Below are 25,408 nucleotides of genomic sequence, written 5' to 3'. Positions count from 1 at the left end.
GGCTAGCGCCTACGGCTCAGCGTATTGGCTTAAGCCCGTACCATTCGTACCTGCCCCCTTTTCCGCTTGATGTCGTAGCGACGCTCGATGCGAGCGTGGAGGGCGCTGAGGAACCACCTTCTGGCGCAGTCAACGGCGCACGACCAACGATTAACGATGTTTCTTGTGTCAAATGCCGCTGTGCAGCTAGACTTGGGCCGCGGCAAGCAAAGGGTACGCGGCAAAACCACGTCGTGCTCGCATTTGACACTCTTTGTGCATCGTCCAAATGCGGCCGCGGTTTGTCTCGATGCCACCTTCAGTTGCGATCCCCATGGGTGAGTTTCATCTGCACATCACCAGCACCATCGGGCTGCTGCTGGGCGTTTGCCTGGCCGCCGGCGTGCTGGCCGACTTGGTTCATCTGCCCAAGGTGACGGCGTTTTTGTTGGTCGGATTGCTGGTCGGCCCGAGCGTCTTGGACTTGGTGCCGACCGAACACGTCGAATTGTTCGAACCGTTGCTGAAACTGGCGATGGCGTTGGTCCTGTTCAACCTGGGCTGCGAATTCACGTTTTCCAAGGTGCGACGGGTCGCCGCACATTGCCTGACGCTTTCGGTCGCCGAAATCACCTTCACCGCCGTGCTGGTCTCGATCGGATTGGCTCTGTTCGGTTGCTCGGGCAGCATGGCGTTGCTGTTGGGGTGCTTGGCGGTGGCGACCGCGCCCGCGACGACCATCTTGGTGCTGAAGGAGTTTCGATCCGAAGGCCCGGTGACCGAGAGCACGGGCTTCTTGGTCGCGATGAACAACTTTGCTTGCATCATCCTGTTCGAGTTCGCATTTTTGGCGATCGAGTGGTTCCAGGGCAGTTTGCAGGTTTCCTTCGGCCGCCAGATGTTCGGCGTGCTGCTGAATGTCGGCGGATCGATGGTGCTGGGGATCCTGGGGGGACTGGTCGTCAGCTATGGCTGCGGTTTTTTGAACATGAAACGCTGGCTGGTATTGTTAGTCGCCGCGGTCACGTTCCTGCTGGGCGTCGACGAATCGTTCGAGATCCCGTACATGTTGTCGTTCCTGATGATGGGCGTCACGGTGGCCAACACGTCCGACTACAAACAAAAGATCGTCGACGAACTGGACCACTTGTCGGGCCTATTGGCGGTGCTGTTCTTTGTCGCCCACGGAACCGAGCTTGATGCCGGTGCGTTCATCGCCGCGGGGAAACTGGGGCTGGTTTACATCGCGTTTCGCATCGTCGGCAAATGGTTGGGCGTTTACGTGGCGGCCAAGGCGACCCGGCAACCGCCGGAGGTGCGGAATTGGGGCGGCGCGTGTTTGTTTGCCCAAGCCGGAGCGGCGATCGCCCTGTCGACCATTGCGGTCAACCGAAATCCGGAACTGGGAAAACCGATTCAAGACATCATCCTGGGTTCGGTCGTGTTGTTCGAAATCATCGGCCCGCTGTTCATCCGCCAATCACTGATCCGAACCGGCGAAGTCCCGCTGGCCCAGGCGATCCATCACACCAGTCGAACGCCGCTGGAACAAATGCGCGAGGTCGTCGATCGCTTTCGTGCGGCGCTCAACGGCACCGCACCGGCGGTGTCCGCGATCGGCAAAGTGAAAGTCAGCGATTTGCTGCGCAAGACCAAGGGGATTCATCAATCGGCCGACTTCGATCAAGTCGTCGCCCACATCGAACACAGCCACGACAACACCTATCCGGTCGTCGATGACCGGATGAGTGTCGTCGGTGTGATTCGCTACCCGCTGCTCAGCGACGTCTTGTTCGACCACAGCGCCGCCAAACTGGTGCGTGCGGAGGACCTGGTGACCGACATCGAATCCTGTCTGCACGAAGACGAACCGGCGGCACGGGCGTTCGAGCTGTTTCAGGGCGAGACCGACGACTGCATCCCGGTCGTCCAGCGCGCCAGCCCCCACGAGTTGTTGGGAGTGGTCCGCCGCAGCGACGTCATGCACGCGCTGATCACCCAGCGCCGCAAGAACAAGTGATTAGGGTCCAAGTCTCACCGGACAGCGTCGCTCTGACGTAGCTACGCTGACCAGAGCGTGGATGGCGCCGGGGATCCACCTTCTGGCGAAGGTAGCTACGTTTGAACCGCGAATCATCATGATTCTTGAATGACGAGTCGCTGTCCAACTCGACGAGCGTGCGAGCACCTGCGCGGCTCAGAACTCGCGCTCGACCGCATCCTCGGGAGCCCACTTCGCCTTGTCCCGCGCACGTTTGACCGCCCAGGCTTCTTTGGCACTCTTTGCCTGGGCTTCGCTGCGACCCTCGAGCGGCCAATTCGGATCCGGCCGGTGCGCTTCGCCAAAAATCGCTTCGGCCCGCGCGACCCGTTGCGGATGGCTCGATGCGACGTCATTCGTTTCGCCAGCGTCGACACTCAAGTCATAAAGCTCGATCGGTTTGTCGATCCCGTTGCGGACCGCTTTCCAGTTTCCGAATCGAGCCGCTTGGACCGGCTTGCCCAGGTGCAGTTCCCAGTAGAAATAGTCGCGGTCGGGTGCCGCTCCGCCTTTGAGATAGTCGACCAAGGATTTTCCATCGGTCTCGTAGCCGGCCGGCGGCTCGGCACCGGAAAGCTCGACAAAGGTGGGCATCAGATCCCAAAACGCCCAGGGTTGGTCGTCGACGCGACCGGCCGGAACGGTGCCGGGCCACCAGGCCAGCGCCGCCTGTCGCAACGCACCCTCGTACATGCCCCGCTTGTAGCCACGCAATCCGTTGCTGGCCTGATTGAACAGACTGCCGATGTCGGACTGGGGATCGAACGACGAACCGTTGTCGCCGCTGAAGACGATCAGCGTGTTTTCGGCGATGCCCAGCTCACGGAGCGTGTCCATCAACTCCCCCATGTCCGAATCGACCCGCGTGACCTGTGCCGCATAGGACTTCTGTTTCAAACTCCACGGCTTGTCGGCATAGATTCCCAAGTCATCGATCTCATGACGGCCGTGCGGCAGCGTGATCGCATAGAACATCATAAACGGCTGGTCGGCGTTGCGACGCAGCCAGGCGATCATGTCATTCTGAATCAGTGTTTGTGCATACGTCTTGCCGACGGTTTGGCCGTTGTTGCCCGGCAACAGAAACGCCTGCGCGTCGTCATACAAGTAGGTCGGAAAGTACGAGTGGGCGTGTCGTTGGCAGTTGTACCCGAAAAAGTGGTCGACGCCCTGATTGAAGGGGCTGCCGGTGGTGTCGAAGAACCCCATGCCCCATTTACCAAACGTCGCCGTCGCATACCCGGCCGACTTAGCCACCTCGGCGATCGTCACGGTCTCATCCGGCAGTGGCAACTGGCCCTCCGGAGCGACTTCATAGTTGCCTCGCACCGGACAGTGACCGGTGTGCAGCCCCGTAAAGAAGGACGATCGGCTGGGCGCGCAAACGCTGGTTCCACAATACGCTTGCATGTACCGCGTTCCCTCGGCCGCCATCTGATCCAACCGCGGCGTCTGGATCAGTTTCTGACCGTAGCACCCCAGGTCGCCCTGCGCGATGTCATCGCTGAGCACAAAGATAAAGTTCGGCGACGGCGAATCGAAGTTCTGAGCGGATGCGTGTGGAGCCGATGAGACGATGCCCCACGCCAGCAGCAGCAACAGTTTCAACGAGGTCAAAGATTTGTAACGTTGGATTCGTGGCATTTTGGGTCCCGAAAGAAGTGGTCGTGATTTCCGTCGCGATCATTCTACATGCCTCTGCGGCTTCTCCCTCGCAAGGCTCGCTCCGCTTCCAAAGACTTGCCGGGAGTACGGATCATTACTTCCGATTAGATTTTAAACATCGATCAGCAGCATTTACCGGCCGGAGCCCCCCTCATCCCCAGCCCTTCTCACCCGCAAAGCCGGGGGAGAAGGGAGCCCTCATAAGTTTTGTCGCCACCAATCATTCTCAGGAAAGGTTTCGTCGTCTCCTAGTGCATCAGCCCCATCATTCTGCCTGCCTCACATCGTTTTGCCCCCATTTTTTGACCACCCCATTTTTTGACCACCCCATTTTTTGACCATCCATCTTCCCGCTGCGCCTCCGCCGATAATTCCGGCCTCTCCTCCTTCTTGCCCCATCGACAGTTGGCCAGCGGTTATACTGAGGGGCCCTCCCCTTCCCTCCCCCGCCCTGCCCGCCTTGTTGCCATGCCCGATCGCCTTGGTCCGAGGTCGTCGAACTGCTACGTCATTGTGTCAGCGTTGTTGGTGACCGCACTGCTTACGGTCGATGCGACCTCGCTGGGCAACGAACCGCGACCCCGCGATGCCGTCAGTTTTGAATTGGACGTGCAGCCGATTTTGGCCGCCCACGGGTGCAACGCGGGAGCCTGTCACGGAAAGCAGCGTGGACAAAACGGGTTCCAGCTCTCTCTGCTGGGCTTTGATTCCGACTTCGATCACGACGCGATCGCCCGGCAGGCCCGTGGCCGTCGTCTGAGCATCGCGGCGCCGGCATCCAGTTTGCTGGTCCGGAAGGCGACCGCCGAACTCCCGCACGGCGGTGGACGAAAAATCGACGTCGGCTCGGATGCCTACCAGACCCTGGTCGCATGGATCCGCCAAGGCGCCCCACGCCGCATTGCCGACGAAGCCGTATTGGAATCGGTCCAGTTGCAGCAAACCGAGTTTGCACTCGCCCCGTCCGGTTCAGCGGCCCTGACCACCATCGCACACTACAGCGATGGGACCACCCGCGACGTCACCGGCATGACCAGCTACTTGTCCAACGAGGCGGCGATCGTGCAAGTCGATTCGGCGGGCCGTTTGACGGCCGGACCGATCCCCGGCGAGACCGCGGTGATGGCGCGGTACATGAATCACATCTGTGTCGCCAACGTCAGTATCCCCCGCACCGAAGCGTTGCCCGAAGGATTCTATGACGATCTGCCTCGGGCGAACTTCATCGACGACTTGGTGTACGACAAACTGAATCAATTGCGGATCCGGGTTTCTGATCCGGCAGGCGAAGCGGTGTTCCTGCGACGCCTCTACACCGACGTCATCGGCCGATTACCGACGCCCGAAGAAGCGGATCGGTTTCTCAACAGTCAAGACAGTGACAAACGGGCGCGACTGGTCGACCGCTTGCTCGACCAACCCGAATACATCGATCACTGGGCCAACCAGTGGGCGGACCTGTTGCGGCCGAACCCGTATCGGGTCGGGATCAAGGCGGTCTTGAACTATGACAACTGGATCCGCCAACAGTTTCGTGAAAACGTTTCGCACGATGAATTCGCGCGTCGTTTGATCACCGCCAAAGGCAGCACCTGGCACAACGGCGCGACGACGTTGTTTCGCGACCGCCGGAGCCCCGATGAAGTCGCGACGCTGGTCAGTCAATTGTTCCTGGGTGTGCGATTGGACTGCGCGAAGTGTCATCACCATCCGTTTGAAAAGTGGAGCCAGCACGACTTCTATTCCTTCGCGGCGTTCTTCGGCAAAGTCGGTCGGAAGGGCACCGGGCTTTCGCCTCCCATCTCCGGCGGCGAAGAGATCGTTTACGTTTCCACCAAAGGCGACGTCCGACATCCGGTAACCGAAGCTGTCCTCGCACCGGCTCCCTTGTTCGGCGACGTCGACCTGTCCGAAGAAGACGACCCGCGCGAGGCGCTGGTCGATTGGATGGTCTCGCCAGAAAACGATTATTTTGCCAAGGTTCATGTGAACCGCATCTGGGCACAGCTGATGGGCCGCGGCATCGTCGATCCCGTCGACGACTTGCGCAGCACCAACCCGCCCAGCAACCCCGCGCTGTTGGATGCGTTGGCAAAACACTTTCAACAATCCGGCTATGACCAAAAGGATCTGATCAAGACGATCGTGCTGTCGAACGTCTATTCGACCAGTTCCACGCCGAACGAAACCAACGCGGGCGATCGCCTGAATTATTCGCGCCACTACCGGCATCGTTTGCGTGCCGAAGTGTTGGCCGAAGCGGTGGCCGGCGTGACCGAGACGACCGAGTCGTTCTCTGCTCTCGCGCCGGAATCTCGCTCCAATCAGGTGTGGACGCACCGGATCGATTCGGTGTTCCTGGACACGTTCGGGCGGCCGGACCCGAACCAGGACCCGCCCTGCGAACGGGTCGCCGATTCGTCGGTCACCCAGACCTTGCACTTGATGAACTCACGCGAGCTGGACCGTCGCGTTCGAAGCGACCCGGGTCGCGCCGCACGACTGGCCGCCGGCAAGCAGTCGGCCGCAGAGGTCGTGACCGAGTTGTACCTGGCCGTTTTTTCTCGGCGGCCGACCGCGCAAGAACAACAGTACTGCGAATTACAAATCACATCGGCCGGTGAGAACCGCCGCGGTGCGATCGAAGATTTGATGTGGGCGATGATGAATGCACCCGAATTCGTTATTCAAAACTAGAGTGGAATCACGATGGCTAGATCTTGGATGAACTGTGAAGGCCTGACCCGGCGTGACGGATTGAAGCTGGGATTGGGAGGACTGATTGCCGGCGGCCTGACCGGCGCACTGGCGTCGCGCGCCCGCGGCGCCGCGACGACGGATGCCAAGCGACGCCCGGCCGAAGCCGAGGCCTGTATTTTGGTTTGGCAGGACGGCGGGCCGAGTCACTACGAGACGTTCGACCCCAAGCCCGATGCGCCGGTCGAGATCCGCGGGTCCTACCAGCCGATCGCCACGCAAACCCCCGGCGTGCACTTCGCCCAGCCAATGCAGAAGTTGGCCGCGATCAGCAACGAATTGGCGATCGTGCGTTCGATCCGGCATGACCAGGGCAATCACGGTGCGGGCAATCACTACATGATGACCGGTGCGCCGCCGCGGATCCCGGTCGGATGCGGTGCCTTTGTCAGTTTCCACCCCAGCTTGGGAAGCGTGGTGGCCAAAGAAATCGGCGCGCCCCACGGGATTCCCGCCTACTTTTCGCTGCCCCGCATGTCGCGCTCCGGCGGCCCCAATTTCTTGGGCAGCAAGTACGCCCCGTTTGTCGTCCCCGACAGCCCCAACAGCTCCAGCTTCCGCGTCCGTGACGTCACCATCCCCAGCGGATTGACCGACGACCGTTTCGCATCGCGACAACAAATTCGCAAACACGTCGACACGATGCTGCGTTTCAACGACGCTTCGGTCGCCGACCCGACCTTGGCGGTCGATGAGTTCTATGGTCAGGGGATGCAGATCATCAGCAGCAAGGAGGCCCAGGCGGCGTTTGACATTCACCAGGAAGCCGACGAGATCCGAGATGCCTATGGCCGCAACACGTTCGGCCAGCAAGCCCTGTTGGCCCGACGATTGGTCGGCGCGGGCGTGCCGTTTGTGACGCTGTACCAAGGCGGTTGGGACCATCACACCGACATCTTTAAAGCATTGGATTCCAAACTGCCCCCCTTTGAAGCGACGATCGCCGCGCTGATTTCAGACTTGAAACAACAGGGCATGCTGGAGCGAACGCTGGTCGTCGTGTTGGGCGAATTCGGACGCACGCCGAAAATCAACACGCGTGGCGGCCGCGACCACTGGTCCAACGCGATGAGCGTGATGTTTGCCGGCGGGAAAACGCCCGGCGGCCAAGTCATCGGCGCCACCGATCGACAAGGCTACGCGGCGATCGAGCGTGTGCTGTCCCCGGAAAATTTTGTTTCAACGATCTATCAGAAACTTGGAATCGATCCGGGACAAATGATGTACACGCCCGAAGGCCGCCCGACCCATTTGGTCAGCGACGCCACCCCGATCACCGAGTTGATGGGGTAGTGATGATCGGATTGATTCACAACCAATGGGCAAGCGCCGGCGTAGCGACGCTCGCCAGAGCGTGGTGGCTCGCGCTGATCCGAAAACCTGAACGGGCCGCTCGCTTACGCGTCCCGCTGACATGGGCGGTGTTTGCGTTTTGCGTCGGGGCGTCGCAACCGGCTCAAGCACAACTCAAGCTCGATCGACTGTTCCCGCCGGCCGTTGCTGCGGGGAGCGAATCCGAGATCAGCGCCGAGGGAAAATTCCCCAACTGGCCGGTCGAGGTCGATTGTGATCGAGCGGACGTTGAGATTTTGCCTGGGAAAGATTCCGGCAAGTTCACGATCAAGATCCCCGAAAACTCTCCACCAGGTGTCGCCTGGGTCCGATTCTACGATGACCAATCAGCCAGCCAGCTCCAGCCGCTGATCGTCGCGCCGCTGTCCGTCACGACGGAAACCGAACCCAACGACAATCGCGATGCCGCCCAATCGGTTTCGATGCCGGCCGTCATCACCGGGCGATTGGCCAAAGGCGGTGACAGCGATGCCTATCGAGTCTCGCTCAAGGCCGGCCAGCAACTGGTCGCTTCGGTCACCGCCAACCAACTGCTTGCTTCCCCGATGGATGCCGTGCTGCAACTGACAGATCTGCGTGGCAATGTGCTGGCTCAAGTCGACGACGTCCGCGGATTAGACCCGCAACTGGTCTACCGCAGCGAGAGCGACCAAGACGCCCTGGTCCGCATCTTTGCCTTTCCCGAAACACCCAACAGCACGATCGGATTTAGCGGATCGAGTAGTTATGTGTACGTCTGCGAGCTCACGACGGGCCCGTTCCTGGATCACCTGGTCGTCAGCGGCGCGAGCCCCCTGGCCTTCGGTTACAACCTGCCCGAACCGTGTACCGTCGACGTCTTACCGGCCACGCGAATCGCACCGGCGGGCGGATCGATCTCCGGTGGACTCGGCTGGGCCTGGGATTTGCGTCCCGCGGACACGGAGGTGCAACTCCATCACGGCGACGAATTTGACGGAACATTGCCAGCTGTTCTGACCGGACACATCACCGGGCCGAAGCAATCACACACGGTTTCGTTTGCAGGCGTCAAAGGGACCAAGTACCGTGCCGAAGTCCGTTCGAAAGCCGACGGGTACCTGCTGGATGCAAAACTGACCGTCACGGATCAAAATTCCGGCAGCATGTTGGCCAGCAACGATGACATCTCGCGAGACAACGTCGATGCCGGCGTCGATTTCACCGCCAAAGAAGACGGCATCGTCGATGTGACGGTGTCCGACATGATCGACGGTTTCGGGCCCCGACACTTCTACCAATTGACGATCCGTGAAAGCCGGCCGGAATGTCGACTGACACTCGCCGACGACCACTTTGTGCTGCCCCGAGACAAACCGCTGGAGATCCCCGTGACGATCGAGCGGTCATCGGGTTTTGGCGACAAGCTGCAAATCACGGCATCCGGACTGCCCCCCGGAGTGGTCGTCGAAAACGTGATTTCGGAACCGAAAGGCGACACGTCCAAATCCGTCAAATTAAAGTTGACCGTTGGTGAAGGTGCCGCCGGACATGCCACATTTCAAATCATCGGCACGTCGTTGGATTCCGATAGCAAACCGACCGACCGGACCGTCACCGCAACGTTCCCGCTGCGACCCTCCCTCTCGCCCTCCGAATTCTGGTTGACGATCCCGCCGGCACCGGCCGACGGCAAATCATCCAACTAAGTTTCGCCCCACCGGCAACGCCATGATCAATCCCGTCATTTGCTCTCGTCTGAATTTGCGCCTTGGTGTCGCAGGCACTTTCCTGTCGTCGTTGTTCCTGGTGTCGCTCTCCCCCGCGTGGATGTCTCAGGCGCTGGCCAACCCTCGCGAGATCGCAGAACTGCCCGAAGACCGTGAGGTCGTGTTCAGCCGTGACGTCGCACCGGTCCTGCAGAAAAACTGCGTCGCCTGTCACAACGCCAGCAGCGAAGAAGGCGGCGTCAATCTGGAGTCGGTGGCGAAAATGAAAGCGTCCGACGTGGACGATGTTTTGGTGCCCGGCGACGCGTCGAAAAGCCGTTTGTTTCTTTTGGCCTCCCACGCCGAAGATCCGGTGATGCCGCCGGAGGACAACGACGTTTCCGCCGCAGCGCTCAACCCCATCGAACTCGCCCTGCTGCGCCGCTGGATCGACTCCGGCGCGGCGGTCGACCAAGCGGCAGGCAGCCCGACGCCGCGCCAGTGGCAACCGCTGCCGAATTCTTTGCAGACCGTTTTCGGATCCGCCATCACACCCGACGGTCGACTGGCTGTGGTCGGATTCGGGAACCAGATCCAGGTGTTCGGCTCCAAGTCCTCCCAGCCGATCGATTCACTGCAGCGCGTGCTGGATGGCCAAAGCAGACCACCCCACGACGATTTTGTCCAAGATCTGCGATTCGATTCCGATGGCAGCCGAATCATTTCCACCGGCCATCGGAACGTCAAACTCTGGCACTTGGCCCCGTTCGAATCCACGACGATTCCCACGATCGATCCTAACGACACCTTGGCAATCGCGACCAGCGAGAGCGGACGCCACGTCGCGACGCTGTCTCGGCGAGGTGAATTGAGTGTGGCCGAAGTCGGCAAGAATCGCTGGCAGTGGATGAAGGGTTTCGACCTCCCGGCGGAAATTCAATCCGCGGCGTCCTCCGCGGCACCCCAGCGCATTCGCATCGCCGTCGGTGCCAGCGGCGGGCGCGTCGCGATCGCTTGGGACAACACGATCCGCATCGTCCGCATTGATGGAATGGAAGCAGAGACAATCAACACGTCCGATCCAACCACATCCATGATTTGGTTGGATCAAAACACTCTGGTCACCGGCCAGACGTCGGGCATTGTCAGCCGCCATCGCCGCGAAAACGACACCTGGTCAAGCAAGCCGTGGTCCGTTTCGGATCAACCGATCACGTTTCTTTGTTCCGCGCCCGGCGACGACGCGCCGTTGGTGGCCGTGGACGCGGCGGGCAAGATCGCACAGCTGGATCATTCGCAGGACAAGTTCATCGAACTCGGCAAACTGCCCGCTCCACCAGCGTCGATCGCCCTGGCCGCAAACAGCAAGTCACTGTGGGTGACCACACCATCCGGAGCGATCGGGACCTTCGACCTGGCGGGCAAAAAGTTTGCCGAAGTCGCCCAATCGGATCCCCAAGCCGCTGCGGCACATGCGAAAAACGAGTGGGATTCGTTGGTCGGGGAAAAGCTGGTTGCCGCCGATGAACAAGCGGTCAAACAGGCTGAATCGAACGTGGACGCGGAAAAGAAGAGTCTGGAAAAAATCGCCGGCGACATCGCCGCCAAGAAAACCGCGATCACCGAAAAAGAAAGTCAGGCTACCGCTGCAAAGCAAGCCGCCGAGCAGGCCGACAATAAACTGGCTCAGGCCAAAGCCGACGAAGCTGCGGCGACCAAGATGCGAACCGACTTGACCGCAGCCGTGACGCAGCTGGACAAACAGATCACGGAGCTCACCGAGCAACTCGACGCCGTAAAAAAGCAAAAGGCGGACGCCGAACAAAAGCTTGCCGCTGTTCCTGACGAGAAGAAACTCGCCGAGACGATCAAATCGCTGACCGAGGCCTCGCAAAAAGCGGCCAAGGAACTGGAAACGAAGGACAACGAACTCACCAGCGAACGCGGCGAACTGAAATCGGCCGAGGAAACTCAGGCCCGGGGTAAACGACGCCTTGAGGGCCTGGAAGCCGAAGTGAAACGTCGTCAAGAATCATTGGGAAAGACCAAGGCAGATCAAGAGGCTCAAAAGGCCCAGGTCGCGAAATCGAAGGCCGACGCCGATCAATCACAAGCGACCGACCAACCGATCGCCCTGATCGCCGACGGCTCTCGCTTTCTGACGCGTTCCAAGCCGAGCGGCGTCTGGAGCCTTTGGTCCGCCGCGGGCGACTGGCTGGGCGAACTGGCCCAATTGCCGGCCGGTAGTCAATTGCTCGCCGCGGGTGATGGCTGTGTGGTAATCCAAGCCGCCGACGGACAACTGCACGCTCTGCAAACCTCCCAGCACCTTTGGCGGCATCAACAATCGATCGGTTCGGCCACCGGGGAAAGCCCCTTCGCCGACCGTGTGTTGAGTGTTGATGTCGATCCGTCAGGGCAATACCTGGCCACCGGCGGAGGCGAACCGTCTCGCAGCGGCGAGCTGATGATTTGGAACACATCCGATGGTTCTCTGGTGCGTCGCATCGAATCGCCACACGACGATACCGTGCTGTGCGTTCGTTTCTCGCCCGACGGGAAAACCTTGGCCAGCGGAGGCGCCGATCGGATGATTAAGCTTTGGGACGTGGAGTCGGGAACGCTAATAAAAACGCTCGAAGGCCACACGCATCACGTCAGCGCGTTGGCGTGGAACGTGAACCGCAACGAACTGGCCAGCGGATCGGCCGACGAAACGGTCAAGGTCTGGAACATCGAATCGGGTAAAGCGACGCGGACGATCAGCGGGCTGAAATCCGAGGTCACTCGGTTGGTCTATGTGGGGCGAGACGAGCGCATCGGCATCACCTGCGGCGACGGCTACTTCCGCGTCTACCGCACAGACAACGGCGGACGCGAAACCAACGCCACGGTCCCCGGCGGCTACCTGTACGCACTCGACGCCAACCGCGACGGAACGCAGTTCATCGTCGGCGGCGCCGAAGGGGTCGCCACCCGAGTTGACAAGGCCGGAAAGCACCTGCAAACGCTCGACGCTGAATAATCGATGCGGTGAATCAGGCAGATGCCGAGGCGGCGATGCGACGCCGATTCGTGCGGGCGTGATCAATAGGACCAATAGGACGTAGTGGACCTATAAGTCCCATGCGTCCTATTGGTCTTATTGCACGATCGCTGCCAGATCCTCCAAGGAACGGCAAAACAATTCCGGGCTTTGATCGTTTTGCCCCCATCGTTTTGCCCCCATTGGAGCGCAACGAATCGCCCCAATCGCTGACAGAGGGCCAAAGCCTGAGTCGCGTTCCTGTTGCCTGCCATTATTTCTCCTTCCACCCTGCCTTTTTTGATCATGCCTGTTGCATCTGAAGGTCGTAGCAGAGGGATCTCCCATCGAACCGCCGTCGCGTTGGCATTCGCAGCTGCCTTTTTTTCCTGCCAAGCAGCCGCCGATCCTAGCGGTGACGTTTGCGGTACTCTCGTGGAGATTGGCCGTGAGTTTTGCGGAACTGACGACTGAAGTAATTACCATCGCTGAACCCGACATCGAATGCGATGTCGGTAATGCTTCGATCGGTGCTCCGCAGCAGTCTGCAGGCTTCTGCGATTCGAAGCCCGATCAGATATTTGATCGGCGATGTCCCCATCGCGGCCTCGAATATCCGTATGTAATTGGTCCGAGACATTCCTGAAATGGCCACGAGCTCTTCGAGTGCGATCACCTGCGAAACGTTGCGTCTCATGTGAGAAATCGTTTCGCCCACGCGGATCAGGGATTTGCTTGTCGGGTTGCGAGTTTCGCGGTAGCACCGAGAAAGGAACGTCACCAATTCCAGCATGGCTGCAATCGCCATCACGCCGAATCCGGGTTGCCGAGCTGTCAGTTCGTCGTCGAGCTTGTCGACTAACCGAAGCGTCTCGCCAATTTCCGCAGGGCTTAGCTGTAAGCGACTGGTGAATTGGTGTCGGCTACGCCAGGCAGGTTCGAGAGTGAATAGCGCGTGGTAGCCAGAAAGCGACTGCAAGTCGCCGAGAGACATTGGTAGTTCGGCGGGGTCGAACAGAATGTTGATCAGGCTCAGCTGATCCATATTCAGATAGTCGTGCGGACGGTCCCCCCCAATGACAAACGTGTCTCCCGGTTTCAGTTCGTAGCTGTCTTCGCCGGTGATATGCAGCCCGGCACCGCCGGTGATGATGACGATTTCGGAGAACTCGTGACAGTGCAGACCAAATGGCTCTTGCGGATCGCGACGCTCCACGACGATCGGAAAACCGTCGGCGTGAAACCAGTCCTGTTTTTTCAGTACTTTCATTCCGCGATGGCGCGATAATGGTGACCAGTTGGCCAACGGCTGGACTTAGCGGCTAAGCCTTGCGCCGGAAAAGCATTCTCAGATGGGACTATTGTGCTAGTTTCCGGTCCGATCGTCAAGGTTTTCGCTTGCGTGAGGGTCTAGACTGCCGCGTCGACTGGAGAACTTCGTGTGATCGGGCAAGGGCCCACAGGACCTAAAACATGAGCAATACAAAGAACGTTCGTGCCGCATTTGAGCTTGCATCAGAGCAGTACCAGGCACAAGGAGTTGATGTCAGCGCGGCACTCCAGAAGCTTTCCAGAGTCGCGATCTCGGTTCACTGTTGGCAGGGCGACGACGTTGCAGGATTCGAGGGTGAAGCGGGAACCCTTGGCAATGGTCTGGCGGTAACCGGCAACTATCCAGGCCGGGCGCGAACCGCAGATGAACTACGGAGCGATCTTGAAGTCGCGTACTCGTTGATCCCTGGCAAACACCGCCTCAACCTTCACGCGCTCTATGGCGAGTTCGACGGCCCTGTTGACCGTGACGAAATCGGGGTTGAGCACTTTCGGGGCTGGATGGATTGGTCGCGAGAACAGCAAGTTGACCTGGATTTCAACCCGAGTTACTTCTCTCACCCCAAAGCATCGGACGGGTTTACGCTGGCACATTCCGATGCGGGGATTCGTCAGTTCTGGATTGATCATGGGATCGCGTGTCGCAAAATTGCGGCGGCCATGGGCGCGGCACAGGGTAACGCCTGCGTGAACAACTTCTGGGTGCCCGATGGATACAAAGACACACCGGCAAGTCGGAAAGCTCCGCGGGAGAGACTTGCAAGTTCACTCGATGAGATCTTCGCGGAGGATCTGCCGCGCAGCCAGACGCTCGATGCGGTCGAATGCAAGCTATTTGGAATCGGCAGCGAGAGCTATGTCGTCGGCTCGCATGAATTTTACATGGGATATGCGATCTCGCGGAACAAAGTCCTGTGTCTCGATGCGGGCCATTTCCATCCAACGGAAGTGATTTCAGACAAAATCTCTTCGGCTCTGATGTATGTGCCCGAATTGTTGCTGCACGTCAGTCGTGGCGTGCGTTGGGACAGCGATCACGTCGTCACCTACAGCGATGAACTGCAGGCAATCATGCAGGAAATCATTCGCGGAGACTACTTGGATCGCGTCCATCTGGGCTTGGACTTCTTTGATGCCAGCATCAACCGAGTCGCTGCGTGGGCGATTGGAACTCGCAATGCGTTGAAAGCGCTCTTGGCGGCTCTGCTTGAACCGACCGAGCAACTGCAGCAGCTTGAGCGTGACGGCGACTTGACCGCTCGGCTCGCACTGATGGAAGAACAGAAGACCATGCCACTGGGTGCAGTTTGGAATCACTACTGCGAGTCGACGGGTGTTCCAGTCGGTGCCGAGTGGCTCGAAAAGGTACGGCAATATGAAAGCAGTGTGACTTCGAAACGCTGCGACGAATCGGTGGTGTCGTAAGGGACCATCAGCCAATGAAGCACACAACCTGTTGTCTGGAGACTTTGAATGACTGAAGAAGCATCATCAGCAACTCCCGGCGGAGAGTTCGAGCGTGAACCGGTGCCGGATTCGGCGTTGCTGGGTAGCGGGAAGTTCTGGGGCATGTATGCAGGCGAGCATGCTGCGGGAACGGAGTTCATGATTGGCCCGTTGTTCCTTGCGGCCGGTGCGAGCTTGTCGGATCTGATCCTGGGTCTGCTGCTGGGAAACGTTCTGGCGGTATTAACCTGGCGGTTCCTGGTCGTCCCCATCGCGATGGCGAAGCGGTTGACGCTCTACTATCAGCTGGAACGGATCTCGGGCGGGTCGCTGGTCAAGTTTTACAACCTCGTCAACGGACTGTTGTTCTGCTTTCTTGCTGGTGCGATGGTCACGGTTTCCGCATCGGCGGTGGGCGTCCCGTTTGACATCACGTTTGACGTGCCGAGCAACATGTTCGGATTGAGCAATCCGTCCTTCACGGTGCTGGTGGCGATCGTTGGTGTGGTGATTGCGGCGGTCGCAGCGGGCGGTTACGAGCGTGTTGCCCGAGTCGCCAACATCGCCGCGCCGTGGATGATCGCGGTGTTCGCAGCTTGCGGGATCGTCTCGCTCGCACAAATGGAAGCCACCAGCGTGGCGGCGCTGTCGGAAGGCAAGTTCTGGGACGACGCGATTGCGTTTGTCCAGGAGAAGAATGGGCCGCAAACCTTCGGTTTCTGGCAGATCGTTGTGTTCGCCTGGTTGTGCAATGGAGCGATGCACTTTGGAATGGCAGACCTTTCGATCTTCCGGTTTGCCCGGAGCAAGGCGTCTGGCTGGGCGCCTGCGATCGGGATGTTCCTCGGCCACTACATGGCATGGATTGCCGCAGCATTACTGCTGGCCGCACTCATCAAAATTCAACCAAGCCTGGCAGTGGGGGAAGATGGCAAAGTCACCGCAAACCCGGGTCTGCTTGCATTTCAGTCGCTCGGATGGGCCGGCATCATTTGTGTGGTCATCGCGGGTTGGACGACGGCAAACCCAACGATTTATCGCGCCGGACTCGCGTTCCAGGGCGTGCTGCCCAAGACTTCACGAACGGCGATGACCCTTGTCGCGGGCGCCGTGGCCACGATTGCCGGGGCCTTCCCAAACCTCTCTGCCCAGTTGCTGGGTTTCGTTGGGACCTACGGGACGGTTCTTGGTCCGATGGGAGCCGTGATTTTCGTCGACTTTTATCTGATGAAGAGGCTTGGGTTACGCGACGAATACGCCCGTCACAGTGGGACGCGGTTCAACATCGCGGTATTGGTTGCCTGGCTGCTGCCCGTTGCCGTGGGGCTGTACCTGATTCTCTGGCAGGGGCTGTTTGCCGCGTACGCGGTGATACCGTGCTGGATCGTCTGTGGCCTTCTCTATCTGGTACTCAGCAAGTTCACCCAGAAAGAACTTGCCGATCAAGCAAACGCGTCACCAAACATTTAGGAGTCATGCAATGAACAACATCGCAAAGCTTGTTTCGCTGGTCACTCTCGGTCTGGTCATCGGTCCATGCCTTTTGTATTTCACCGGGACGATCGGGCTGGACACCGTCAAGGTCGCCGCACTTGTCGGCACCGTTGGATGGTTCATTGCGACACCGATGTGGATGAGCCGCAAACTTCCCGTCGATGCAAGTGAAGTCGAAATCTGAGTCATTCAAATCCTCTCGCCACATTGTCTTGCTGCCTGCAAAAAACCGTTTGCTATGAGATCGAATCAACTGAGTGACAACTTGAAAACGACATCACTGTTCATCGCCTTTGCCCTAGCTGCCGTTAGCAGCGTGGCCGTCGCTGCTGGGCTGGATGCAGTCCACCTTCGTTGTGAGTACTTGGAGAATCCGCAGGGAATCGACATCGAACAGCCTCGCCTAAGCTGGCGAGTCCAATCGTCCGAGCGCGGCAGCAATCAGGTCGCGTATCGCGTCTTGGTGGCTTCGACCGAGGAAAGTCTCGCACGCAATAAAGCCGACCTTTGGGATTCCGGCAAAGTCGAATCGAGTCAGACGCTATTCATCAAGTACGCGGGATCACCTCTGCAAAGTCGGCAGCAGTGTTTCTGGAAAGTTCAGGTTTGGGGCGATTCCGACGAAACTCCTTCGACCAGCCAACCAGCGTCGTGGTCGGTGGGATTGCTCAATGAATCCGATTGGTCAGCGGACTACATCAGTTTTAAAGACGACAGGCCGATTCACACCGACGTTGATCAGCTGCATTTGCCCGCGGCCCGACAGTACCGCAAGGAATTTGAGTCTGGCAAAGCAGTCAAGCGAGCCACGATCTACGCGACGGCGCTCGGCATCTATGAATTGCATTTGAATGGGAAACGGGTCGGCAATGCCTACTTTGCACCCGGCTGGACCGATTACCGCCAGCGTGCCTATTACAACACCTACGATGTGACGGAGTTGGTTCAAGATGGCGAGAATGCGATTGGCGCGTGGGTAGCCGACGGCTGGTACAGCGGATACGTCGGATTCGGATTGCTGACCGGCATGGGCACGGAAAAAACGGGGCGAGCGACCTATGGAAAAACGCCGTCTGTGATGGCTCAGCTGGAGATTGAATTCGCCGACGGTTCGCGTCAGATCGTTGCAACGGATGCCACCTGGAAGGTGACTGGCGACGGCCCCATCCAGGAAGCGGATCTTTTGATGGGCGAAGCCTACGACGCCCGCAAGGAGATGCCCGGGTGGGCATTGCCTGGATTTGACGACAGCGATTGGCGGTCAGCAATTCTGGCCGAAGGCAACGGCAATCCGACCGCCACTTTCTATCAACGTCGGAATCCCGAACAGCCCGGACAGGGAGTTCGCAATGTTGGAGCAGAAGCTGAGTTTGGATTCAAACGCCCAAATCTCGAGGCCTTTCCCGGCGTCCCCGTCCGCGTGACCGAGGAACTTCCGGCAAAGAAACTGACGCGGCGGGAGCCAGGAACGTTTGTCTTTGACCTGGGCCAGAACTTTGCTGGGACGATTCGATTGAAGGTGAACGGTTCGGCGGGACAACGTTTGCAGATTCGTTATGGCGAAATGCTGCATCCCGACGGTCGCTTGATGACTGAAAACCTACGCAAGGCTCGGGCGACCGACTTCTACACCTGCAAGGGAGATCCAAATGGCGAGACCTATCAACCTCAATTCACCTTCCACGGGTTTCAATTTGTTGAAGTCTCCGGTCTGACGAGTGAACCGACTCTCGACAGTGTCACCGGGCTCGTGATGCACAGTGACACGCCGCTGGTCAGCACGTTCCAGTGCAGCGACCCGATGGTCAACCAACTTTTTAAAAACGTCGTCTGGACACAGCGTGCCAACTTCCTGGACCTGCCAACCGATTGCCCCCAGCGGGATGAACGCATGGGGTGGACCGGAGATGCCCAGGCTTATGTCGCCACGGCCGCCTACAACGCTGACATCGGTGCGTTCTACACCAAGTGGTTGCGGGAACTGATGGAGTCGCAGCGACCGAGCGGCGCGTTCCCCGGATACGCTCCCTTTCCGTTTCAGCACGGGTGGGACTTTGGCACTGCGTGGGCTGATGCCGGGGTGATTTGTCCGTGGACGATCTGGCAGTTCTACGGCGACACGCAAGTGATCGAAGACTGCTGGCAGCCGATGACGCGATTCATGGATTGGCGAAAGGCAACCAGCGTCGACAACCTGGGCGTGGTGCACGGCAACGCCTGGGGCGATTGGCTTTCGCAGGGCGAAGAGACTCCGTTGGATTACATCGACACTGTCTACTTCGCGATTTCGGCAAAGATGATGGCGGAAATGGCCGAAGCAACCGGTCGCGCTGGCGAAGCGAAATCCTATCGCGAACAATTCCAAGCCACGAAGTCTGCGTTCCAGAGAAAATACCTGAGCGACGACGGCAGCATCAACGTCCCGACTCAGACGGCTCAGGCACTCGCCCTGTTCGCGGATTTGGTCCCGGATGAGCAACGTGAGGCAACCGGCAGACACCTGGCCAACATGCTTGCGGACAACGGCAACCATATGGCGACCGGGTTCCTGGGAACCCGGCCGCTGCTGCCAGTGCTGTCGGCATCGGGCCAACACGATCTGGCCGTGTTCCTGCTGCAGTCGCGGGAGTTTCCCTCATGGGGCTACGAGATCGCCAACGGAGCGACCACCATCTGGGAACGCTGGGACAGTTACACGAAAGAAGACGCATTCGGTCGACACAACGCGGCCATGAATTCGTTCTCGCATTATGCATTTGGTGCCGTTTGCGAATGGATGTTCGCGACACTGGCCGGCATTCAGTCGGGCGGACCCGGCTTCAAGAAGATCATCATTCGACCGAATCCGCCGTCGCGGGGCAGCAACGCGATGCACGAGCCAATCGATTGGGTGAGTGCTTCGTACGAATCCATTCGCGGCATGATCCGTAGTGACTGGAAAGTCGATGGTGGTCGATTTCGCTTGAATGTGACGATTCCCGCCAACACCGCGGCCACGGTTTACCTGCCGACGTCCGACGCAAACAGCATTACCGAAGGCTGCGAGGCACTGGGCGCCAACAAACATGTGAAGTTGCTTCGCACTGAAGATGACGTCGCGATTCTGTCGGTGGAATCGGGAACTTACGAATTCGCCGCGGCAAGCGGTATCGCCGAGGCATCTGTTGCGCGGAAAACATCCAAGCCCAAAGACAACTCGATCAACCCCCACGGCATCGACCTGACGGGGGCAGTGAAACTGGCGTCATGGGACTTCACGAACCCGTCAGACGTCCAGGAATGGACCGATCGAAAAAGTGTCCAGATTGAGCAGCGAGATGGCAAGCCCTACCTGATTGCGACGGGCGAGGACTCACAGATGGCGGTGCGGTTGAAGGAACCTGCCAGCGGCAAGCTGGCGATTGAACTGAGAGCGATGCCGGAAAACGGCGCGACCAGCCAGTTCTATTGGGCGAAACCTGGCCGAGGATTCAACGGCGGGCAACAGACCAAACGTACGCTCCGCAAATCCGACCAAGTCAACGCCTATCTGTTCATCGTACAAGACGCCCAGCCCATCAAAAAGCTTCGTTTCGACCCGTTTGCGACCTACGACAAATACGCCAAGGTCGGTGGGATGATGATCGAATCGATCTCGGTTTATCGGCTTGATGAATAACCCCACCAGAAGCGAACGCGTTTACGAGTCCCGACACAAATGGCACGGGCTTAAGCCAATACGCTGAGCCGCAGGCGCTAGCCTCGGGCCTTACAGCCGTGTTAAACGCGCATCCGGGCCCGCGGCTAGCGCCGTCGGCTCACTAAGCCCGTGCCATTCAGTCCCGACACCATTTAAAACGAACGAAAAAAGCCAATGCGACAACTAGCGACCGCACTCCTTTGCACTCTAAGCGTTAGCGCGATGGTCATCGCGCGAGGCAACGCTGCCGAACCGAGGCCCAACGTGGTCTTCATCCTCGCCGATGACCTTGGCTGGAGCGACACAACGCTTTACGGGACAACCGACCTTTACAAAACGCCCAATGTCAAGCGGATGGCCGAGCGTGGAATGACATTCACCCGGGCATATTCGTCCAGCCCGTTGTGTTCGCCGACTCGAGCGAGCGTCCTGACGGGATTGAGTCCCGCGCGGCACGGCATCACGGCACCAACGTGCCACCTTCCCAAGGTGATTCTCGAACCGGTCGTGCCAACCAGCGCTGCGCCGAACAAATTCTCGACGACACCCCAGTGCGTGTCCCGGCTGGATACACGGTACTACACCATGGCCGAAATGTTCCAGGACAACGGCTACGCGACGGGGCACTTTGGCAAATGGCATCTCGGGCCGGAACCCTACTCGCCACTGGAGCATGGATTCGATGTCGATGTCCCCCACCATCCCGGACCAGGTCCGGCGGGTAGCTATGTCGCTCCGTGGAAGTTCAACGATTTCGACCATGACCCGGACATTCCGGACGAGCACCTTGAAGACCGCATGGCCAAAGAAGCCGTGGCCTTCATGGAAGAACATAAGAACGAACCGTTCTTTTTGAACTACTGGATGTTCAGCGTGCATGCTCCGTTCGATGCTAAACAGGATCTGATCGACAAATATCGCAAAGTCGTCGACCCGAAGGATCCGCAGCGCAGCCCGACTTACGCGGCGATGATCGAGAGCATGGACGACGCGGTAGGTACGCTGCTCGACACGTTGGACCGCCTGGAGATCGCCGACAACACCATCATCATCTTCGCGTCGGACAACGGCGGAAACATGTACAACCTGGTCGATGGTGGAACGGCGACCAGCAATGCACCGCTGCGAGGCGGCAAGGCAACGATGTACGAAGGTGGTGTGCGAGGGCCGGCAATTGTCGTTCAACCGGGTTCTGTCGAAGCCGGCTCGCGTAGCGACGAGATCATTCAAAGCAGCGACTACTATCCGACGTTGCTGGACATGTTGTCGATCGATGCAAAGCCCGGTCAGGAATTCGACGGAATCAGCATTGTCCCGGCATTGCAGGGCGACTCGTTGGACCGCGAAGCCATCTTCACGTACTTCCCGCACGGGCCAGGTGTTCCGGATTGGTTACCACCGTCGGTCAGCGTCCACGCCGGCGACTGGAAACTGATTCGCATCTTCCACGGCGGTGAAAATGGCGGTCACCGTTACAAACTGTTCAATCTGAAAGACGACATCGGCGAACAACGCAATCTCGCCGAACGGTTCCCCGAGCGTGTGAAGCAACTCGACGCGCTGATCGAACAACACCTGAATGAAACGCAGGCCGCGCGTCCGCTGGCGAATCCGAATTTCGACCCGTCGAAATTCGACATCACCAACGAAGGCAAAGCCGAGCTGAAAGGCGGCGCAAGCAAGAAGCCGGTCGGCGGAAAATCAAAGCCTGCCGGCAAACCCGTCGCGGGATGGCGATCCGGAGGCACTTGCACCTTGTCTGCCGCAAACGGTGCGTTGCTCGTAAAGAGTACCGGAGGTGATCCCCACCTCAGTCACACGCTCACCGAACCGCTCCCCGCCGGCTCCTTCACGCTGCAGTTCACGATGATCTCCGGTTCGATCGGAAACGGCCAGGTGTTCTGGCAGGAGCAAGGGGCTGGACCGTTTAACGCCGATCGCAGTCATAAGTTTGAAGTGGAACACGACGGGAAAGCACATCCCTATACGGTCGAATTTACCGCGGCCAGTCCGGTGCTTGCAGTACGAATCGACCCCTCACGCGGCGATGGCGAGGTGCAGATTTCAGACATCCGATTAGTTGGCGAGGATGGTTCGGCACTGTATCAGTTGAAGCTTCCCACGGCCTCGGATGCGTCACAACCGGTTTCGCAAAATAGTAGCCGTCAACCAAACGTTATCGTCATCTACACCGACGACCATGGCTATTCGGACCTCAGCTGCCAAGGAGTCTTCGATGACGTTAAAACGCCCAACATCGACGCGCTCGCGCGGGGCGGCGTCCGCATGACCGACGGATACTGCACCGCACCGCAATGCGTTCCTTCGCGGGGCGGACTGATCAGTGGTCAGTACCAAACCAAGTGGGGGCTGGAATCGAATCCGCAATTCAGAGATGCAGCGACCATGAAGCGTTTCGATGAACTCGAGACGATCCCCGAGCGATTGCAGAGCGTTGGTTACGTCACGGGCATGGCGGGAAAATGGCATCTTGGACCGAGCCATGCCGAGAGTATCGCGACTCACGGATTCGACAAGGCCTTTCACAAGAACAGCAACGGCCCTGGTCACTGGAACATGAACCTGGAAGGTGAAGACGTCGAGCCACAGGAGCAAAAGGGCGGCGGCTATCACATCGACATGATTTCTGATTTCGCCTGCACGTTCATCGATCGATTTCACGACAAGCCGTTCTTCTTCTATCTCGCCTGCCGAGCGCCGCACGTGCCGCTGGACGCACCAAAGACGTACCTCGATCGTTTCCCTGGCGAAATGCCAGAGCGTCGACGTCAGGCACTCGCGATGTTGTCCGCCGTCGACGATGGGGTCGGCCGAATCATGGCATCGCTGCGAAAGCATGAACTCGAAGAAGACACACTGATCTTTGTGATCAGCGACAACGGTGCACCGCTGAAGATTCACAAGCTGGATGCGCCCGGCGGCGGCCCCGGCTGGGACGGTTCGTTGAACGATCCGATGAACGGCGAGAAAGGAATGTTGACCGAAGGAGGCATTCGGGTGCCGTTTGTCGTCCAATGGAAAGGCACGATTCCCGGTGGACAGGTCTACTCCCATCCTGTCATCACGCTCGATGTCGGTGCGACGGCTTGCTCCTTAGCCGGACTCCCCAATGACCCGGTGCTGGATGGTGTCAACCTGATCCCGTTCCTGACCGGAGAAAACAAAGCGGCACCCCATGAAACTTTGTATTGGCGGTGGCTCGGCCAGTCGGCGATCCGCAAAGGGCGATGGAAGTACATCCGAGCCGACGATCGCGAGTATCTGTTCGATATGGAAAACGACTTCCAGGAGACCAACGATCTGCTTAGCGAATCACCTGAGATCGCAGCGTCGCTTCACAAGGATCTCAAGGCCTGGGCCGAGACTCAATCTCCGCCCGGAATCTGGGCTCAACGATCAGAAGCGATGAGCCGTCAGGCGGCGAAGTACTTCGATTGGTACATCGAGAGGAAACTTGATACCGGGTCGGCGGCAAATCAGCAGGAGCCAACGACCAAATGAAAACAGAGGAAGATTGAACAGTGAACTTCCGATCGATTGGTTTCGCCGCCGTCCTTGCATTCCACTGTGCGACTGCTGCCGGTGCCTCTGAACGCCCGAACGTTTTGTTTATCTTGACGGAAGATCAAGGCGCGCACTTGGGCTTGTTGGAAACGCCGGGACTGCAGACACCGCACATGGACGCGCTGGCGAAGTCCGGAACGTACTTCAGCAACGCATTCGTCGCTTATCCAGTGTGTTCCGCATCCAAGGCGGCGATCTACACCGGGCTGCACAACCACACCAACGGCATCCTGAACAACACGCACAACTTTCACAAACCGGCTGATCAAGTCACTGCGGCGGAGCGCGGACTCAAACTTGCGCGAACGAACCGTGTCCACGACCAGTTCAAAACGCTGACCGAGATCCTGAAAACGAACGGCTACTATCAAGGCGTCACGCACAAGCTGCATGTGCTGCCGAATGACAAGTTTCCGTATGACGAGTTCCTGGAAGGCTCGCGTGCGGAAATGGTGGGATTCATCCGAAACGCGAAAACCCACAAGAAGCCTTGGTTCCTGATGGTCAACATACCGAACTCGCATCGGCCTTACCCGAACAGCGACAAGACACCGATCCGTGTTGATCCGGACGAAGTCGAACTTCCTGCTTACCTGCCCGATTCGCCGGAGGTTCGCAAGGACTGGGCGGAGTACTTGGCGGGGATCGAACAAGCGGACTCCCTAACCGGACAGGCGTTGAGCGTGCTTGAACAATCCGGCCAAAGCGACAACACGATCGTGATCTTCATGAGCGACCACGGCCCTACGTTTCAGCACGGCAAGATGACGTTGTACGACCTGGGCCTGCGTGTGCCGCTGATCGTTCGCGGCCCCGGGATCGCACAGGGCGCCAACCGCGACGAACTGGTGAGTGAGCTTGATTTGCTTCCAACCATTCTGGATCGATGCGGCATCGATCTATCTTTCGACTATCCGCTTCACGGCAAATCGGTCACCGGATTACTGCAGGGGGACAAGCACGCGATGGGGCATGATTACATTTTCGCCGAGATCTCCAACCGTGGTCCGCTGCCCAACAACGGCATGCAGGAACGCAGTGTCTTCGATGGCCGATGGAAGTTGATCTATCGTGAAAACGTCGAAACCGCGTGGCGGCAGGTCAATGCAGACAGCCGGCAGTTCAAGGTGTGGGGCAATCGCACCTACGCGGAGACGATTCGGCTGAAGGACAGGTTTCCGCGACAGTACCAAATTCTGGCAGAGATGGATCCGCAGAATCTTGGAGGCAAAGTTCCGAAGCTAGAGCTTTACGACCTTCAGTCGGACCCACACGAAATGAACAACCTGGCGTCGAAAACTCAGCATCAGGAACAACGCGACAGGCTACTCAGTGCTCTCAGAAATTGGGTGAAATCAACCAAGGATCCAGCGGTAAACCCCTGA

Annotated in this window: 13 protein-coding genes; 11 read left to right on the top strand and 2 right to left on the bottom strand. The window is 58.8% G+C overall.

Features of this window, described 5'->3' with window-relative positions:
• Nucleotides 1–313 precede the first annotated feature (313 nt).
• A complete protein-coding gene (locus Mal15_RS31600) occupies nt 314–1,999 on the top strand; it encodes a cation:proton antiporter domain-containing protein (RefSeq protein WP_167547169.1) in 1,686 nt (561 codons plus the stop codon).
• A 177-nt stretch (nt 2,000–2,176) separates the two neighbouring features.
• Here Mal15_RS31600 and Mal15_RS31595 read toward each other — a convergent pair whose 3' ends face one another.
• Nucleotides 2,177–3,664 (bottom strand): arylsulfatase, encoded by a 1,488-nt coding sequence (locus tag Mal15_RS31595; RefSeq protein WP_147871374.1) that lies wholly within the window; start codon nt 3,662–3,664, stop codon nt 2,177–2,179.
• Nucleotides 3,665–4,153: 489 nt separating this feature from the next.
• Between Mal15_RS31595 and Mal15_RS31590 the strand changes: the two genes are divergently transcribed.
• From Mal15_RS31590 to Mal15_RS31575, 4 genes are read left to right on the top strand one after another with little or no spacing between them, the layout of a single operon-like run.
• The gene (locus Mal15_RS31590; RefSeq protein WP_147871373.1) at nt 4,154–6,382 is read left to right on the top strand and encodes a DUF1549 and DUF1553 domain-containing protein; all 2,229 of its coding nucleotides are present in this window, start codon (nt 4,154–4,156) and stop codon (nt 6,380–6,382) included.
• Between the two features lie 12 nt (nt 6,383–6,394).
• Entirely contained in the window at nt 6,395–7,735 is a 1,341-nt protein-coding gene (locus tag Mal15_RS31585; protein ID WP_147871372.1) for a DUF1501 domain-containing protein, read from the top strand.
• Between the two features lie 2 nt (nt 7,736–7,737).
• A complete protein-coding gene (locus Mal15_RS31580; protein WP_147871371.1) occupies nt 7,738–9,462 on the top strand; it encodes a serine protease in 1,725 nt (574 codons plus the stop codon).
• A gap of 22 nt (nt 9,463–9,484) precedes the next feature.
• Nucleotides 9,485–12,487 (top strand): WD40 domain-containing protein, encoded by a 3,003-nt coding sequence (locus Mal15_RS31575; RefSeq protein ID WP_147871370.1) that lies wholly within the window; start codon nt 9,485–9,487, stop codon nt 12,485–12,487.
• A 409-nt stretch (nt 12,488–12,896) separates the two neighbouring features.
• Here Mal15_RS31575 and Mal15_RS31570 read toward each other — a convergent pair whose 3' ends face one another.
• Complete coding sequence (locus tag Mal15_RS31570) at nt 12,897–13,757, bottom strand: helix-turn-helix domain-containing protein (protein WP_147872760.1); 861 nt, start codon at nt 13,755–13,757, stop codon at nt 12,897–12,899.
• Between the two features lie 203 nt (nt 13,758–13,960).
• Between Mal15_RS31570 and Mal15_RS31565 the strand changes: the two genes are divergently transcribed.
• The 6 genes from Mal15_RS31565 to Mal15_RS31540 all read left to right on the top strand — a co-directional run bounded on the left by Mal15_RS31565 (nt 13,961) and on the right by Mal15_RS31540 (nt 25,408).
• Nucleotides 13,961–15,244, top strand: a complete 1,284-nt coding sequence (locus Mal15_RS31565) for an L-rhamnose isomerase (RefSeq protein ID WP_147871369.1) — start codon at nt 13,961–13,963, stop codon at nt 15,242–15,244.
• Nucleotides 15,245–15,292: 48 nt separating this feature from the next.
• Nucleotides 15,293–16,735: a hypothetical protein gene (locus Mal15_RS31560; protein ID WP_147871368.1), complete on the top strand. Its 1,443-nt coding sequence runs from the start codon at nt 15,293–15,295 to the stop codon at nt 16,733–16,735.
• A gap of 10 nt (nt 16,736–16,745) precedes the next feature.
• Complete coding sequence (locus tag Mal15_RS31555; RefSeq protein WP_147871367.1) at nt 16,746–16,943, top strand: hypothetical protein; 198 nt, start codon at nt 16,746–16,748, stop codon at nt 16,941–16,943.
• Nucleotides 16,944–16,997: 54 nt separating this feature from the next.
• Entirely contained in the window at nt 16,998–20,417 is a 3,420-nt protein-coding gene (locus tag Mal15_RS31550; protein WP_147871366.1) for a glycoside hydrolase family 78 protein, read from the top strand.
• 243 nt (nt 20,418–20,660) lie between these two features.
• Entirely contained in the window at nt 20,661–23,960 is a 3,300-nt protein-coding gene (locus Mal15_RS34820; RefSeq protein WP_233903142.1) for a sulfatase-like hydrolase/transferase, read from the top strand.
• A gap of 20 nt (nt 23,961–23,980) precedes the next feature.
• Nucleotides 23,981–25,408 (top strand): sulfatase family protein, encoded by a 1,428-nt coding sequence (locus Mal15_RS31540; protein ID WP_147871365.1) that lies wholly within the window; start codon nt 23,981–23,983, stop codon nt 25,406–25,408.

This window comes from Stieleria maiorica, assembly GCF_008035925.1.
Lineage (GTDB): Bacteria > Planctomycetota > Planctomycetia > Pirellulales > Pirellulaceae > Stieleria > Stieleria maiorica.
The sequence above is the reverse complement of the archived record's forward strand: the minus strand, read 5'-3'. Positions and strand labels throughout refer to the sequence as shown.